At 51.5% G+C, this 17,011-nt stretch carries 13 protein-coding genes; 9 read left to right on the forward strand and 4 right to left on the reverse strand.

All coding sequences use genetic code 11. The annotated features are described in order from the left end of the window. Positions 1-115: 115 nt before the first annotated feature. Positions 116-2,254, forward strand: coding sequence for a polyribonucleotide nucleotidyltransferase (gene pnp / locus PJE062_RS07930; RefSeq protein WP_008548667.1), 2,139 nt, complete (start codon positions 116-118; stop codon positions 2,252-2,254). A gap of 238 nt (positions 2,255-2,492) precedes the next feature. On the opposite strand, the gene PJE062_RS07935 is transcribed toward pnp, so the two are convergent. Together PJE062_RS07935 and PJE062_RS07940 are read right to left on the reverse strand one after the other, a co-directional pair. Then, positions 2,493-3,629 carry an amidohydrolase family protein gene (locus PJE062_RS07935; protein ID WP_247643110.1) on the reverse strand — a complete coding sequence of 379 codons (1,137 nt, stop codon included), beginning with the start codon at positions 3,627-3,629 and terminating at the stop codon, positions 2,493-2,495. Positions 3,630-4,623: 994 nt separating this feature from the next. Further along, entirely contained in the window at positions 4,624-5,514 is an 891-nt protein-coding gene (locus PJE062_RS07940; protein WP_014283431.1) for a DMT family transporter, read from the reverse strand. A gap of 292 nt (positions 5,515-5,806) precedes the next feature. On the opposite strand from PJE062_RS07940, the gene dapB reads away from it, so the two are divergent. The 5 genes from dapB to PJE062_RS07965 all read left to right on the forward strand — a co-directional run bounded on the left by dapB (position 5,807) and on the right by PJE062_RS07965 (position 9,844). Further along, on the forward strand, positions 5,807-6,622 hold the full coding sequence (gene dapB / locus PJE062_RS07945) for a 4-hydroxy-tetrahydrodipicolinate reductase (protein ID WP_037036360.1): 816 nt from the start codon (positions 5,807-5,809) through the stop codon (positions 6,620-6,622). Positions 6,623-6,733: 111 nt separating this feature from the next. Continuing rightward, a complete protein-coding gene (locus tag PJE062_RS07950; protein WP_037036366.1) occupies positions 6,734-7,360 on the forward strand; it encodes a 2,3-bisphosphoglycerate-dependent phosphoglycerate mutase in 627 nt (208 codons plus the stop codon). A gap of 473 nt (positions 7,361-7,833) precedes the next feature. Then, on the forward strand, positions 7,834-8,562 hold the full coding sequence (locus PJE062_RS07955; RefSeq protein WP_208982215.1) for a DUF6065 family protein: 729 nt from the start codon (positions 7,834-7,836) through the stop codon (positions 8,560-8,562). Between the two features lie 27 nt (positions 8,563-8,589). Beyond that, positions 8,590-9,141: a pyridoxamine 5'-phosphate oxidase family protein gene (locus PJE062_RS07960; protein ID WP_008548220.1), complete on the forward strand. Its 552-nt coding sequence runs from the start codon at positions 8,590-8,592 to the stop codon at positions 9,139-9,141. A gap of 94 nt (positions 9,142-9,235) precedes the next feature. After that, the gene (locus PJE062_RS07965) at positions 9,236-9,844 is read left to right on the forward strand and encodes a 2,3-bisphosphoglycerate-dependent phosphoglycerate mutase (RefSeq protein WP_037036368.1); all 609 of its coding nucleotides are present in this window, start codon (positions 9,236-9,238) and stop codon (positions 9,842-9,844) included. Between the two features lie 52 nt (positions 9,845-9,896). Here PJE062_RS07965 and PJE062_RS07970 read toward each other — a convergent pair whose 3' ends face one another. Together PJE062_RS07970 and PJE062_RS07975 are read right to left on the reverse strand one after the other, a co-directional pair. Beyond that, positions 9,897-10,907 carry an adenosine kinase gene (locus tag PJE062_RS07970; protein WP_008548253.1) on the reverse strand — a complete coding sequence of 337 codons (1,011 nt, stop codon included), beginning with the start codon at positions 10,905-10,907 and terminating at the stop codon, positions 9,897-9,899. 82 nt (positions 10,908-10,989) lie between these two features. Further along, positions 10,990-11,880 carry a prephenate dehydratase gene (locus PJE062_RS07975; protein WP_008548526.1) on the reverse strand — a complete coding sequence of 297 codons (891 nt, stop codon included), beginning with the start codon at positions 11,878-11,880 and terminating at the stop codon, positions 10,990-10,992. A gap of 557 nt (positions 11,881-12,437) precedes the next feature. Here PJE062_RS07975 and PJE062_RS07980 point away from each other — a divergent pair. The 3 genes from PJE062_RS07980 (at position 12,438) to PJE062_RS07990 (ending at position 17,002) form a co-directional block, all read left to right on the forward strand. Next, positions 12,438-12,986 carry a cytochrome c family protein gene (locus PJE062_RS07980; RefSeq protein ID WP_008548275.1) on the forward strand — a complete coding sequence of 183 codons (549 nt, stop codon included), beginning with the start codon at positions 12,438-12,440 and terminating at the stop codon, positions 12,984-12,986. A 279-nt stretch (positions 12,987-13,265) separates the two neighbouring features. Next, entirely contained in the window at positions 13,266-15,131 is a 1,866-nt protein-coding gene (locus PJE062_RS07985) for an extracellular solute-binding protein (RefSeq protein WP_037036370.1), read from the forward strand. Next, positions 15,131-17,002 (forward strand): ABC transporter substrate-binding protein, encoded by a 1,872-nt coding sequence (locus PJE062_RS07990; RefSeq protein WP_008548346.1) that lies wholly within the window; start codon positions 15,131-15,133, stop codon positions 17,000-17,002. Before PJE062_RS07985 ends, PJE062_RS07990 begins: the two co-directional genes overlap by 1 nt. Positions 17,003-17,011 lie beyond the last annotated feature (9 nt).

Raw genomic sequence — 17,011 nt, forward strand, 5'->3', positions numbered from 1 at the left:
TGAAAAGGCATCGCGCCCTTGATACTCAAGGAGTTCGTGCGCGCATTGCTGGCAAATGACAGCCTCGAGCTTGATGACGACCATCAGGCACTGAGGCGAACGTTAGGATAAAGATATGTTTGATATACATCGCGTGGAAGTAGATTGGGGCGGACGTCCGCTCATCCTTGAAACCGGCAAGGTAGCCCGTCAGGCAGACGGCGCAGTCATCGCAACTTACGGCGAGACTAAAGTTCTTGCGACTGTTGTGTCTGCAAAAGACGCAAAGCCAGGTCAGGATTTCTTCCCACTCACCGTAAATTATCAGGAAAAGGCATACGCTGCTGGCCGCATTCCAGGTGGCTTCTTCAAGCGCGAAGGCCGTCCGTCCGAGCACGAGACCCTGACTTCCCGTCTGATTGACCGTCCGATCCGTCCGCTGTTCGTTGATGGCTACAAGAACGAAACTCAGGTTGTTCTGACCGTTCTGTCTCACGATCTGGAAAACGCTCCAGACGTTGTTGCAATGGTTGGCGCTTCTGCTGCTCTCACCATCTCCGGCGTTCCATTCATGGGCCCAATCGGTGGTGCACGTGTTGGCTACATCAACGGCGAATACGTTCTGAACCCAACAGTTGACCAGATGGAAGAAACCAATCTGGATCTGGTTGTTGCAGGTACCAACGACGCTGTTCTGATGGTTGAGTCCGAAGCTCAGGAACTTTCCGAAGAAGTGATGCTCGGCGCTGTGATGTTCGGTCACAAAGGCTTCCAGCCTGTTATCGACGCAATCATTCAGCTGGCTGAAAAAGCTGCGAAAGAGCCTCGTGAACTGAACCTGCCTGATCATTCCGACCTGTTCGGTAAAGTTCAGGAACTAGCAAACGAAGAGCTGGGCGCTGCTTACTCCATCACCGCGAAAACCGAGCGTAAAAACGCCGTTGACGCTGTGAAAGCGAAAGTTGTTGAAGCTCTCGTAACTGGTGAAGAAGGCGCTCCTGAAGCGAACGTCATCTCCGACCTGTTCAAAAAGGCTGAAGCTGCAATCGTTCGTGGCCGCATTCTGGACACCGGTTCCCGTATCGACGGTCGTGACCTGTCTACAGTGCGCTCCATCGTTTCTGAAGTTGGCATGCTGCCACGTGCACACGGTTCTTCCCTGTTCACCCGCGGTGAAACTCAGGCAATGGTTGTTGCAACACTGGGTACTGGTGAAGACGAGCAGTTCATCGATCTGCTGGAAGGCACCAAAAAAGCAACCTTCATGCTGCACTACAACTTCCCTCCATACTCTGTAGGTGAAGCTGGTCGCATGGGTTCCCCAGGACGTCGTGAAATCGGTCACGGTAAACTGGCATGGCGCGCTGTTAACCCAATGCTGCCTGCACACCACGACTTCCCATACACCGTTCGCGTTGTATCCGAAATCACCGAGTCCAACGGTTCCTCCTCCATGGCGTCCGTATGTGGTGCATCCCTGTCCCTGATGGACGCAGGTGTTCCGCTGAAAGCTCCAGTGGCTGGTATCGCAATGGGTCTCATCAAGGAAGGCGAGCGCTTCGCAGTTCTCTCCGACATCCTTGGCGACGAAGACCACCTCGGCGACATGGACTTTAAAGTAGCTGGTTCCGAAAACGGTATCACCGCGCTGCAGATGGACATCAAGATCGACGGTATCACCGAAGAGATCATGAAAGTCGCTCTGGAGCAGGCTAAAGGTGGCCGCGTTCACATCCTCGGCGAAATGGCGAAAGCAATCACCGAAGCTCGCTCCGAGCTCGGCGAACACGCTCCTCGCATCGAAGTCATCAAGATCCCAGTAGACAAGATCCGTGAAGTGATCGGTTCTGGTGGTAAGGTGATCCGTGAGATCGTTGAGAAGACCGGCGCGAAAGTGAACATCGAAGACGACGGCACCGTTAAGGTGGCTTCCTCCGATGGTAAAGCAATTAAAGCTGCTCTGAACTGGATCAACTCCATCGCTGCAGAGCCAGAAGTTGGCGTAATCTACGAAGGTACCGTTGTTAAGACTGTAGACTTCGGCGCATTCGTAAACTTCTTCGGCGCACGTGACGGTCTGGTTCACATCTCCCAGCTGGCTCCACGCAAAGTCGCAAAAGTGACCGACGTGATCAAAGAAGGCGACAAAGTCTTCGTTAAGCTGATGGGCTTCGATGAGCGCGGTAAAGTTCGTCTCTCCATGAAGGTTGTTGACCAGGAAACCGGTCAGGAAATCCCTCGCGAAGAGAAAAAAGAAGAGAAAGCTAAGGACTAATATTCCTAGCGTCTCGGCTTGAATACAGCGCGTTCCATTTGATGCAATCAAATGACAAGAATTCGCTAGAAATAAAGAAGACCGGCTCAGAAATGGGCCGGTCTTTTTTTGTTTCGCCGAAAGCCGGAAACGGTTTTGGATAAGGATGCGGGAGAGTAACGAGCTTTCATCCCAACAAGCTATCCAAACAACAAAAAAACCAGCCTGTATGGCATACTTCCAATAGCAACTTTTTGTGTTAAATCTTGTCTATACCAAGAAGTTTCATAGCGTTCTTTGAGCCGATTTTCTCTTTTGTGGCTAGTGGTATGTCAGCTGCACGGAGCCAGTCGGCACCGACTTTTGCGCTTGCCATAGGATAGTCTACGGAGAACATGACACGATCTTCGCCCATCGTTGCCAAAGCGAGATTTAACAGCTCATCACGGAAGAACGCACTGGTGGTAATCCAGAGGTTATCGTGAAAATATTGCTGAACTGGTTTTTGCAGGCGCTTTTGAGCAATGCGATCCAAATCTTCTCCAACACGCCAGTAATAGAACGGTAGACCTTCACCCATGTGGCCAACGACAATCTGCAGGTTTGGAAAGCGGTCAAACACACCGCCAACAATCAAACGCAGGCATTGCACGGCTATTTCTTGGTGCCAACCATATCCTGGCCCACTGAGAATACGACTGGTTAAGTCATCACCAAGTCCGTCATAGTAGGCCTGCATTGCAGTAGGGGATGGCCAGTTAGGATGGATATAGATAGGAACGCCAAGGGCTTCAGCGCGCGCAAGTAGCGGTGCGTAGTCCGCATGATCAAGAAACTTTCCGTCAATTGGGCCATAGGTCATGGTGCCTACGAAGCCATACTCTCGTACGGAGCGTTCAAGTTCATCAGCTGCAGCCTCAGGTGAGCTAAGGGGGAGGGTAGCAAAAGCACGGAAGCGGTTTGGGTACGCGGCAATGACTTCCTCTGCTATCCAAGTGTTAAACTTGCGGGTGAACTCTACACCTTCAGCACCTGTTATTTTTGAAGCGCCTGGTGTTACTGTGGAGAGCACTTGAATGTCGATGCCCGCTTCATCCATGTCAGCGATCCGGCCTGCACCCACGTCAAGTAGCTCAGGCCGACTTCCGCCACCAGAAAAAAGCCTCTTATCGCCCGACGTATTTTTGCTTTGAAGTTCGGGTGTGGTGAAGTGTTCTTCCAAAGTGATAAGTGGAATATTTGAAGTATCAGGAACTGTTGCTTGCGCACCTCCTGCTGATAATTGCGCAGCAGCAGTTAACCCGACTCCCGCAGCAACTGATTTGCGAAGAAAGTCTCTCCGGCCCATCCCTCCATTATCCGGCGTTCTCTCGCATGACTCTTGGATTTTTGTCATTTGCTTCTCTTAGTTTCTCTTATAAATTCAAAGATGTATTCACATCTAGATTATCGCCCTCGGCAAAAACGCTATGGAGAGAAGCTGAAGGGAACCTGAAAAAGAAAATTGACAGAGTGACGCAGGCCACTATCTGCGGTCACCTTGGATTAGGAAGTAACTCTTTATAACTAAATTGAATTTTCTTATATAGAACTCGCTGGAGACATCTGGAAGTGCTTCCAAACTTCGCCACGTATTGTCTTGTGGCTGCTATGTGAAGCAAACCGAGGTTACAAGCAGCGGTTTTATCATGTTCACTGTCAAAGCCGTATGGACAGAAGGATAGGTTCGATATTCTGCTTCAGCCCTTGGTAGAGTAGCCTGAATGTCCGGTAATGGCCCTCTGCGTCAGCAACGCCTGCAGTGTACCTACATTCTCGCACCCGCAGCGAATGATCGCTTTGTCCGCCAAGACACTCAGTGAGTTGATCTAAGAGAAATTGAAGCGTGATTGGTGCCATCCCAGTATGAGTGTTTGCAACTTGGCAAAGCGTACTCATAAAACTTATCCCCCTAGCCGAAAACCTAACTAAGCTTGATCTTGTGCCCACGCATTCGGGCAGGAGTGGACCGACCGCTCCGTGGCGTGGGCGGGGTTGGGCTACCGGCATGAGGTAACGTATCGTGTCGGGAGGTCCGGTGAAGCGCCATACCCTATTGAGACCACAGTGGTAGTAGGGAGCTTGGGGTCGTTCCGGAGGGCGTCCGGTGGTGACAGGAAACTGTCAAAGGCATGAAGCGCATCTATGATGCGCAAACGTGCCTGTCGCGTCTGTTCGAGAGGGAGCCCGCGTGTTCATGATAAAAGGCCCGGGCGAGGCGAACAGCCAATGCCGAAGAAACATTTCTAACAAGTAGCGCAGGCAGAGCCTGTTCGCCTTGCTCCACCCGTGAGAAACGGGAGACTTCAGTCCAACACCGCCTGGAAACCCACGCGGTGCTATAAGTGCTTCTAAGCCCGCTCCGCGGCTTCCTTGGAGGCCACAGCTTTGCGGGGTGAGTTCCCCATCAGGATATACAGTCCGCTCACTACAATGATCGCTGACCCTGCCAGCGTCATGGCATCAACGCTCTCGTCAAAGATGATAAAGCCCAACAGCAGACCGAAGAGCAAACGCGAATAGCGGAACGGTGTGACCACAGACACCATGCCGGTGCGCATGGCTACGGTGAGGGAGTAGTAGGCGCCAATGCCCACAAGAGTGCCAGCAGCGATGATCAGGCCGCTGTAAAGATCAGGCCAGACAAAACCGTCGGACCAGAATGCATAGAGCGCTCCGGTGGGGATCAACACCCCAAACCCATACACCCCAAGCTGCATGTTGGAGAGGGCAGGGGGAGCAGCTCTCGTCGCAAGATCCCGCCCTGCAAATCCAATCATGCCGATGATGGCAAGAATGGACGTCACCTGAAAGGCTTCAGAACTCGGCTGGATGATCATCAGCACACCAACAAACCCAATCAGAATGGCCAGCCAGCGTTGCCAGCTCACCCGCTCTCCAAAGAGCACCGCCGCCCCCAGTGTAACCGCAATCGGAGTGGCCTGCAGGATTGCAGAGGTGCTGGAAAGAGTATTCAGCGCCAGAGAAAGGAGGAAGAACAGGCGGCCAGTAATCTCAAAAATAGCCCGCGTAAACAGTGTGGCCTTCAAAGCTTCCGGCGCAAAGGCCCGCTCACCCCGTCTCCAGGTCAGCAACAGAAAGCCAAAAGTTCCACCTGCACCAAAAAGCATGAGCGTCTGCCCGACGGGCACAGCAGCCGTCGCAGTCTTGAGGAGTGTATCCTCAATGGCAAACCCCAACATAGCCAGCACCATCCAGGCGCTGCCGCGAATATTATCCATAGTAGAACCCAGAATGGGCGAGCTCTCAAAATCCCATTCTTCCGATGGGTTCCAGCGTAAAGTCAGCTCGCTGCAATAATGAAGACCTGCACAGACTAGGCAAAAATAGAGAGATGTCTATGTCATAGAAGGCGTGCCATCCGCATTTTCTATAAAGTGCAGGTTGAGAAAACCTCACAACCACGACTGGAGCTGCCTCTGGGGCCATATCGGTTTGAAACAATGCAAACTGCCTGCTATACCCACTCACACCTTAAGTTTGGAGGGGCTGTTGGCAGCTCGGGGGAATGAGATGAGTGATATGCGACTGGTTGTTGTCGGTGCCGCTGGCCGAATGGGCCGGACCTTGGTGCGCACCGTAAACGAAATGGACGGAGTGGTAGTCTCCGCAGCGATTGAACGCGAAAACTCAGAGTTCCTCGGTAAGGATGCAGGTGAGCTGGCCGAATGCGGCAAGCTTGGCGTTGCAATCACGTCCGACCTCGACGCAGCCTTCGCAGAAGCAGACGGTGTTCTGGACTTCACACTGCCTGAAGCAACCGTTGCCTTTGCAGACGCCGCAGCCCGTCATTCAATCGTGCATGTCATCGGCACCACCGGCATGACCTCCGCTCAATCGACTGAGCTGGCTCACGCCGCGACATCGGCCCGCATTGTAAAATCCGGCAACATGAGCCTAGGTGTGAACCTGCTGGCTGGCCTCGTAAAAAAGGCAGCAGCGGCCCTCGATGAAGATTTCGACATCGAAGTTCTGGAAATGCACCACAAACACAAGGTCGATGCTCCGTCTGGTACAGCATTGCTTCTCGGTGAAGCTGCAGCTGAAGGACGTGAAATTTCCTTGGAAACTCATAGTGTTCGCTCACGTGACGGCATCACAGGTGAGCGCAACAGAGGCGACATCGGCTTTGCAACACTGCGCGGCGGCTCAGTGGTAGGTGAACATACGGTGATGTTTGCAGGTGAAGGAGAGCGTATAGAACTCTCGCACATTGCAACAGACCGACAGATTTTTGCTCGCGGTGCTGTGAAAGCCGCCATTTGGGCGCACAAGCAGCAACCGGGCCTATACTCAATGGCTGATGTTCTCGGCCTGAACGACGAGTGATACACAGCGCATTCCCGGGGTTCTGGTACACAACGGGGTATGCGCAATGACCTTTGAAAACAGTCTTCCAAGACAACTGTTTTCAAGAACACATAACCTCTCCAGGAGAGTTTGATGGAACGCCTTTTGGTTCTCGTCCGTCACGGACAAAGCGAATGGAATTTGAAAAACCTGTTCACCGGCTGGAAAAACCCAGACCTGACAGAACAGGGTGTTGAAGAAGCAACAGCTGCGGGCAAGAAGCTCAAGGAAATGAACCTGACGTTTGATCTGGCGTTCACTTCTGACCTGCTGCGCGCTCAGCACACTCTCAAGCTGATCCTTGGCGAACTTGGTCAGGAAGACCTGCCAACCGCTCAGGACAAAGCTCTGAACGAACGTGACTACGGCGACATCACCGGCATGAACAAAGACGAAGCGCGTCAGAAGTTCGGTGAAGAGCAGGTTCACATCTGGCGTCGTTCTTTCGACGTGCCTCCTCCAGGCGGCGAAAGCCTGAAGATGACTGCAGAGCGTACCTTGCCTTACTACCGCTCTGACATTCTTCCAAAAGTTCTGGAAGGCAACCGCGTGATCGTTGCTGCACACGGCAACTCCCTGCGTTCCCTGATCATGGAACTTGAAGGTCTTTCACCTGAAGAAATCCTCAAGCGTGAACTCGGCACAGGTAAGCCAGTTGTTTATCGCCTGGATGAAGAAGGTAAGGTTCTTTCCGTTGAGGATCTGGCTGAAGTCTAAGCCAGCCCTACAACTCAGAATCATAAAAGCGGCTCCTGGAGCCGCTTTTTTATTTGCCCGCAGTTATTCCCCTCGCCAGTAGCTGAATTAGAATCTTAAAATATAAATATTATTCACACAAATAGACTTTGATTAAATACTAAGTCCGTGAAATGTAATGCATTGAAGATTATCAATAATAGATAATGATGCAGTGATTATTATTAAGCTTGCGCTACGTAATTTTAGGTGCAAGCCTCTTAATGCATACAGCAATTGTATGACCACATTAGTTATTTGATTGAGAGGACAACCTATGAAGTTTTCAGTAGCAAACGACGGTCGCCCAGCATCTGCACAAGCTAAGCCAGCAAAATTGAACGGTGGCCTGGCTCCTAAAGATGAAGAGAAAAAGCCAAAATAATTTAATGTGTGAGGCAGCTTAGTCTGCCTCGCTTCATTTTGCAGAGTGTATTGTCTGCGAGGGAATTTCCGTGAAGTTTGTAAGAATGGTTAAGTCTGCCCCCAACGTTGTAAAGGCAGATGGAACGAACCTTGGCATGATGCCCGCCCGGGCTATGAAGTATTGTGAACCCCTCATTACTGCTTCTCGTCAGGGATGGTATGTCTACCCGCCAGTTGATTTCTACCTGATGTGGACCGGATCAGAGGTCCTGTACCGACTTGGGGCAGATGGCGAGTGGACCTTGCTGGATCGGCTGTATCTTACAGACTTTGTGGAAGACTACAGGAATACCTGCCCGGAAGGCCTTGAGGACTATTATCCGCCGTTTCTGGATGTGTTTCCAGAAGGCGATATCGTCCAGATTGGCGCCGGGTACAGCCTTATCGGCGATGAAGGACAGTGCCACTGGGTTCGCGGACCAATCAACCTACCCTCCAACACGGCATATGATTGCTTTGAAGCGATGATTGACTCCAGCTGGTTCTGTTCTCCCCTCTTCATAAATGTGAAGCTCCGCAAGCAGGATGTGCCGATCAGCTTTCCACGCCATCGGCCTTTGCTTCAGGTGGTGCAGCTGCCCAACACTGTCTTGCCAAAGACCCCTGTGGTCCAACCTGAGATCATGGAAATGGAAAGCTCTTCAGAGGAGTTCTGGCAGGCATGGTCAAGAGGCTATGACAAGCGTAACGAAGGCCGCTCCGGCAGCTACGCAAGCGAACAGCGCCGCATCAACGTCCAGTACGCAGATGCTGACTAGGCATCTCTCAAGCAGTTCTTGACCATTATGATCAAAGCCAAAAGACTGAACCGCAGATTCCGTCAGCACATCGAAGAGCAGCAGATGTTCTTCGTGGCGACAGCCGCCGCAACGGGGCACATCAATCTGTCTCCCAAAGGCATGGACACGCTCCGGGTGCTGAGTGATGAGCGGATTATCTGGCTAAACCTGACGGGCATCGGCAATGAAACAGCCACCCACGTTCAGGAAGATGGACGCATGACGTTGATGTTCTGCTCCTTCGGCGAACAACGCCTCACATTGCGCGTGTTTGGTCAGGCAAGTGTCCTTCATCCAAGAGATGCTGATTGGGACAAGATGATCAGCCTCTTCCCTGATCTGCCGGGATGCCGCCAGATCTTCGATCTTGATATCGAACTCATCCAGACCTCCTGCGGCTCAACAGTTCCTCGCATGGATCTGGTTGATACGCGTGTTGAGAAAGAGTTCCTGCCTTACTATGAAACAATGGATCGTGAAGAGCTGGAGAACTACTGGCGCAAGCACAACGCTACCAGCCTGGACGGCTTGCCCACGAACATTCTGGAACCTGCGTAAAATCACTGTGGGATGTTTCAACGAAAGTCGGGTTTAGGCCTGCAAATGAAACTATATAAGACACGCAGTAAGGAAGATCGACGAGGCGTGTCTTATGGGATTGTTGGTGTTGGTACGCCACGGGCAAAGCGAATGGAATGCTCGCAGAGTGTTCTCAGGGCAGGGCAATCCTGACCTGACACCCAAAGGCATTGAAGAAGCCAAAAGCGCGGGCCGCGCTCTAAAAGCCCATGCAATACAGTTTGACCTTGCTTACTCCTCAGCCCTGACACGAGCACGCAAGACGCTGGAGCACATTCTTGAGGAAGCCGAACAGTCTCATCTGCATGTGATTGAAGATAAGCTTTTCAACGAACGTGCTTATGGTGAGCTAACCGGCAAAACAATCGAAGAAGTCTGCCAACAGCACGGTGTAGAGCAAGTCCACAAATGGCGACACTCATTGAATGCCGTTCCACCGGGCGGGGAGAGTTTGGAGATGACAGCGAACAGAGCGCTGGGAGTGTTCCGGCATCGCGTCCTGCCTCAGCTCTCTAACGGGAAAAATATCCTCATCTCGTCGCATCGTAATACAATCAGAGGACTGATCTCAAAGCTCTGCAAGCTCAGACAGGAAGAAACCGAGCGTCTGCATATCGGAACTGCACAGCCGCTCTTCTTTCAGGTCAACAACGCAGAAGACATTCAGCAGATCTACAAATAAAAAAGGCGGCCCGAGAGCCGCCTAAATCATCACTGCCTGAACGCAAATTGCTTTAGGCTTCCAGAGTGAAACCACTCTGCTCTGCAATCTGGTTGAGAGGCTTTTCTGGGCGGGCGCCAACGTGGCTGATCACTTCACCAGCACACAAGCAGCCAAGCTCAGCGCAGTCGCTCAGGCTGAAGTCACGAGCCAGACCAAACAGGAAGCCAGAGGCAAACAGGTCACCAGCGCCGGTCAGGTCACGCACGCCGCCAACAATCGCTGTTGCCGGAACGTGTACGGTCTCTTCGCGGGAAATCGCCATCGCACCCTCAGAGCCAAGGGTCAGAGCGGTCAGCGTGCAGTCTTCACGAACCAGAGCAATCGCGGTTTCGATGTCGGATGTCTGATAGAGCGCTTTCAACTCGTGCTCATTGGCAAACAGAATGTCGACCTTGTCTTCGCGGATCAGCTCCAGGAACTCATCGCGGAAACGGTCAACACAGAAGCTATCGGAAAGGGAGAGAGAAACCAGTTTACTGGCTTCATGAGCAACGCGGGAAGCTTCAAGGAAGGCTTTCTTAGCTGCTTCTTCGTCCCACAGATACCCTTCCATGTAGGTGATCGCGGAGTTGGAAACCACTTCAGGATCGATATCAAGCGCTGTCAGCTTGGTTGCGGATCCCAGGTAAGTGTTCATGGTCCGCTCACCATCCGGGGTGATCAGGATCATTGAACGGCCAGATGCCAGATCATCACGAAGTGGACTGGTTTGGAAATGCGCACCAATGCTGTTCATGTCATGGCGATAAACTTCGCCAATCTCGTCATCAGCTACTTTGCCGATGAATGCAGGCGTGCCGCCAAGAGACGCAATACCTGCTGCAGTATTGCCAGCACTGCCGCCGGAAATACGGGTTGTTTGACCCATCAGGTCGTACAGACGTAAAGCTTCGTCTGTATCGACCAAACGCATGGAGCCCTTTACTAAAGACTGATCAACGAGAAAGCTATCTTCCACATGAGAGAAGACGTCAGTGATTGCATTGCCGATGCACAATGCATCAAACTTGAATTCAGACATGTAAAGTCCTTGTAACTAGCCCGGCTCAGTACTGTCCGGATCGATACATAGGTGGCTCACCGCTGGAGCAGGCCTACAACTGTTATTTTCCTGGTGTAGGACGCAAGGCACGATTAGCCTCAGGTTCCCGAATTTTTTCGCGGAACGGACTAGCGTTGTACACCCCAAGAATATTCAGTTCAGTCGAATAAAACGCCAGCTCCTCAAGTGCAAGGGCTACGTTGGGTTCTTCTGGGTGTCCTTCAATATCTGCGTAAAACATTGAAGCGAAAAACTGGCCTTCAAGTTGATAGGATTCCAGCTTCGTCATGTTGACGTTGTTGGTCGCAAATCCGCCTAACCCTTTGTAAAGAGCAGCAGAAACGTTGCGAACACGGAAGATGAAAGTAGTAATGATCGGCTGGCCGGTATTGACGGCCTGCTTTTTCTCACGAGAGAGGATAACGAAGCGGGTGGTGTTATGTGCCGCATCTTCACAATCACGTGCGAGGATATCCAAACCATACACATCCGCAGCAAGTTCAGGAGCAAAAGCACCAACAGTTTTATCACCGCCTTCCACAACCTGACGAGCTGAGCCTGCGGTATCAGCACCGATGATTGGCTTAAGGCCATGATCACGAATGAAGTTTCGGCACTGGCCCAGACCCATAATGTGGCTCTGAACGCTCTTCAGCTCTTCCAGTTTGGTGCCTTTGATGCCCATCAGCTGGAAACGAATCGGCATGAAGTACTCGCCGATAATGTGCAGATTGCTGCGAGGAAGCAGGTGATGGATGTCCGCAACACGTCCTGCGACCGAATTCTCGATCGGGATCATGCCAAGCTCGGCGTCACCGGACTCGATCGCGTGAAAGCAGTCTTCAAAAGTCGGGCAAGGGATAGCTTGGTACTCTGGGTAAACGGCGTTACACGCCATGTGGGAGTTAGCTCCCACTTCTCCTTGAAACACGACTTTGCGCTGATCTGACATCACTACACTCACGGCAATCTTAAATCATGGTACATTTGAGGCTTCGCCAACTTTTGCGAAACAATCACTCTCACAAATTGCCCTAGATATGAGGGATTGCAAACTCTAATAATACTCAGAGGCGAAACATAAGGTGAAAAGACCTCAAGAATGGCGTTTGCCACGGGCACATTTGGTCCTCCACCGTAAAATCCCCAGATGGGAAACAATTTTGGTGTGATATTTTGTCGCATACAGTTGAGCCCAGGTAAAATGGTTGCACTGCGCCTTAAGGTGCAATCAAAATCGTGCTGAGCGGGATATCTATGAATAAATCAGTAGTTTATAGCGATTTTAAACTGCTGCCGTGCGAGAGGCATTGTGTTCATTGGTTTTTTCAGATCGTAAAGATCAACCTCTGGTCCACATCACTTCAAAAGTCCTAGGAAAAACACTAATTAAATTATGGACAAGTGCCCGAAAATAACTGTAGTTTCCCAGCAAAATACACAGATCGAGTTAGGTGCCATGCCTGCTGCAATACGGCTAGCCTAACCAATATTCGGAGCGTGTGAGCTATGAACTCGTTTGAACTGAACAAAATTGCCGGCGCAATTCTGTTCGCTTTGGTTGCATTCATGGGCCTGAATGTTTTGTCAGACATTATTTTCGCGCCTCATGGAGACGAAAAACGCGGTTTTGAAATCGAAGTAGCTGGTGCCGACAACGGTGCAGGTGAAGAAGCTGCGGAAGAAACCAAGGTTGTCTCAATTGAGGAACTGCTCGCAACTGCTGATGCAGATGCTGGTGCAAAGCAAGCTAAGAAGTGTGCAGCGTGTCACACCTTTGATCAGGACGGCAAAAACAAGGTTGGTCCTGCTCTCTGGGGTATCGTAGGTCGCGCGCCTGCCTCTCACGGTGGTTTCTCTTACTCCGCAGCAATGCAGGAGTTCGCAGCAAACAATCCTGAGTGGACTTTCGAGCAGCTGAACGAGTTCATCAAAGCACCTAAGAAACACGTTGCTGGTACTTCCATGGGTTATGCTGGTCTGAAAAAAGACAAGCCACGTGCTGATCTGATCGCTTACCTGCGTTCACTCTCAGACAACCCAGTGCCAATCAACTAAAATTGAATTTATATCCCTCCCGCATATGTGAGGGTAGAATTGTCAAAGAGCCGGGATTTAATCCCGGCTTTTTTATTGTCTACTTTCTGGTGAATGCTAACCTTTTCCTCGTTTCTTCCAGTTAAATTTTTGTCATCTTGGCAAAAGACGTTGTCGCAGAAGTGTTTTCAGCCGTAATCTTAGTTTAAGTTTAGCTGAAAGCTGCAAGAAAAGCTCAATTTTCAGCGCGTGGTGACTTTTCTACGCTAGAACTACTGATTGTATTTATGGAGGAATGTTGTGCGTACCAAACTATATAGCTCACTAACAGGTTTGGCGCTTGCTCTCGCAAGCCTGACGTCCTCCGCAGCAATTGCTGAAACGAATGAACCTGAGTGGCGGTACGCAGACTCTCTCATCAGTACACCTCAGATGCCGAAGGGCTTTAAGCACTTCCCGTATGTCAATCCGGATGCCCCAAAGGGAGGCAAAGTACGGCTCTCGACAACAGGGACGTACGATAGCCTGAACATCGTCGCATCAAAGGGCGTCCGCGCCGGCGGTCTTGGCCTCATCTACGATACGCTGATGACCCCATCCATGAGTGAGTCCTCTACGGAATATGGCTTGATCGCAGATGCGATGAAGTATCCTGATGACTATGCGTGGGTGGTATACCGTTTGCGCCCTGATGCACGCTGGCATGATGGAAAGCCAATCACGACAGAGGATGTGGGTTGGTCATTTGACCAATGGACTACGCAGGACCCATCCCGAAAGTACTATTATCGCCATGTAACGGGCTACGACATTCTGAGCCCAACTGAGATCCGGTTTAACTTTGATAAGCCTGGTAATAGAGAAGCCCCACAAATCCTTGGCTCTCTCTACATCATGCCAAAGCATTGGTGGACTGGGAAAGACGCTGACGGCAACCCACGCGACATCTCCAGAGGTACACTGGAAGTGCCTCTTGGATCAGGTCCATACCGGATCGGAAAGGTTGTCCCGGGTCGTTCTATCTCATTTGATCGTGTTAATGATTATTGGGCCAAAGATCTCAACGTGAATGTTGGTTCCAACAACTTCGATACGATTGCCTACGATTACTATCGCGACGAAACCGTGCAGCTGGAAGCCTTCAAGGCCGACCGTTTTGACTGGCGCACAGAAACCACCGCGAAAAACTGGGCGACCGCCTATGACATTCCTGCGGTGAAAGCGAACCACATTGTCTTGGAGAAATTTCCTCAGACATACCGTGGCAGCGGCCTCATGCTGGGTTTCATCCTCAACACTCGTAAAGAGAAGTTTCAGGACCGCCGCGTTCGCCGCGCACTGAACTATGCTCTCAACTTTGAGGAAATGAACCGTACGATCTTCTTCGATCAATACAGCCGGTTCACCAGCTATTTTGACGGCACCAAGCTGGCCTCAGCAGGCCTGCCAGAAGGGCGTGAGCTGGAAATCCTGAAATCCCTGAAATCGCCTGTACCTGCTGAAGTCTTCACTGAACCTTATGAAAATCCGGTTTCTGAAGATTCACGTCAAGAACGCAGCAACCTGAGAAAAGCAATCGGCCTTCTCAGAGAAGCTGGCTATGTTCAAAAGCAAGGCAAGCTAGTCAACAAAGAAACTGGTGAGCCGTTCACCATTGAGTACCTGCTGAACGGTGGCCGTTTTGAGCGTGTCGCTCTGCGTTACCAGGCATCCCTGAAGAAGCTAGGCATTGATCTGCAGCTACGCGTGGTCGACAGCTCACAATACGTAAACCGCGTCCGTAGCCGTGATTTCGGCATGATCTATACCGGCTGGGCCCAGTCTCTGTCTCCAGGTAATGAGCAGAGAGAATACTGGGGCTCTAACGCCGCTGATAGTGAAGCCTCCCAGAACTACGCTGGCATCAAGAACCCTGCAATTGACGAGCTGATCGAGATCATCATCAACTCGCATGATCGCGATGATCTGGTCGCGGCCACAAAAGCTCTGGACCGCATCCTGATGTGGGAGCAGTACGTTGTGCCGGGTTGGACCTCTCCATTCAGCCGCGTCGCTCGTTGGGATCGTTTCTCCCATCCAAAGCGACTTCCTGAGTTCAGTATCGGCTTCCCGACCGTGTGGTGGTGGGACGAAGAAAAAGCGAAGAAAATACAGGAGGCCAATTGATGAAGCTAAGCCATATCAATAGACGCAGCTTCCTGCAGTTCAGTGCAGCAACAGCAGCAGCGTTCCTCGTTCCGGGGGGCGCGTTGCCCGTGCAGGCTGGCACTTGGAGCCATGGTCTGTCGGTCTTTGGTGATCTGAAATATCCAGCCAACTTCACGTCATTTGACTACGTCAACCCGGAAGCGCCTGTTGGTGGCAAGATCGCCATGACGGCTCCAAGCTGGGGCTATAATCAAAATCCTCAGACCTTCAACACGTTCAACACCTTCATCCTCAAAGGGGATGCCCCACCACGCATGGAGCGCTGCTTCGACAGCTTGATGATCCGCGCCTATGACGAGCCGGATGCAGTGTATGGTCTGGTTGCTGAAAGTGCGATGGTCTCAGAAGATGGCAACTTCGTCACCTTCAAGATCCGCCCGGAAGCCCGCTTCCATGATGGCTCAGTGCTCAATGCGGAAGATGTAGTCTTCAGCTTGATGACCCTGAAGGAGAAGGGCCATCCGATCATCAGTCAGTCCATCAAGGAGATGGTTTCTGCGACTGCACCGGATGAACACACTGTCACTGTGGCCTTTTCGGGCAATCACAGTAGGCAACTTCCCCTTTTGATAGCAACTCTCCCTATCTTCTCGAAGAACTACTACACCCGCTACAACTTTGAGGCCTCAACGCTGACGCCGCCATTGTCTTCCGGGCCGTATATGGTGGGCCGCTACGAGATTGGTCGTTACATCGAGTACAAGAAGGTCGAGAACTACTGGGCAAAAGATCTCCCGGTAACAAAGGGTCACCACAACTTCGAGATCATTCGCCTCGATTTCTTCCGTGATCGTCAGGCAACCTTTGAGGCCTTCAAGAAGGGTCGATTGACCTTCCACGAAGAGTTTTCCTCCAAGACATGGGCAACGGAATACAACTTCCCGGCGCTCACAGAAGGACGCGTTGTAAAGAAGGAGTTCGCCATCCGCCTCCCATCCGGAGCGCAAGGCTGGTTCCTGAACACGCGGAAAGAGAAGTTCGCTAACCCGAAGGTTCGTGAGGCACTGGGCTACGCGTTCGACTTTGAATGGTCCAACTCAGCCCTGTTCTATGATCTTTACACCAGAACGCAGTCTTTCTTCGAAAACTCAGAGATGAAAGCAGTTGGCCAGCCAAGTGAAGCGGAACTGGCTTTGCTGGAGCCTTTCAAGAAGGACTTGCCGCCAGAGGTTTTCGGTGAGGCGATCACCCAGCCGATTTCTAACGGTTCCGGTCAGGATCGCAAGCTTCTCAGAGAAGCATCTCTCCTGCTGAAAGAGGCAGGTTACTACAGACGTGGCGAGCAACTTGTTGGTCCTGACGGAAAGCAGTTGGTCATGGAGTTTCTTTCCAACTCGCCTGCTTTCGAACGAATTGTACTGCCATACGTCAAGAATCTCAGACTGTTAGGCATTGAAGCAAGCTTCCGGGTTGTCGATCCAGCACAATTTCAGAAGCGTGTAGATGATTTTGATTATGACATTGTTGGGCACCGTTTCGCGTTGACGCCAACGCTTGGACCAAGCATCCGCAATTTCTGGACATCATCAGCTGCTGAAACCTTCGGATCTTACAATCTGTCAGGCATCAAGGTGCCTGCGGTCGATGATCTGGTGGAAAAAGCGCTTAATGCGTCGTCGCGTGAGGAAATGATAACCGCTGCCAGAGCATTGGATAGAGTTCTGCGAGCAGGCTTCTATTGGGTGCCTCAGTGGTTCAAAGCCTTCCACACAGTCGCTGTCTGGGACATGTTCGGCATTCCGAATGACATGCCTGCCTACGACTTCCCCGTTGAAACAACGTGGTGGGTAGACTCGGAAAAAGCCGCTCGCATCGGCAAGGAAAGTTAGGGACAAAAG

This window comes from Pseudovibrio sp. JE062 (assembly GCF_000156235.1).
GTDB lineage: Bacteria > Pseudomonadota > Alphaproteobacteria > Rhizobiales > Stappiaceae > Pseudovibrio.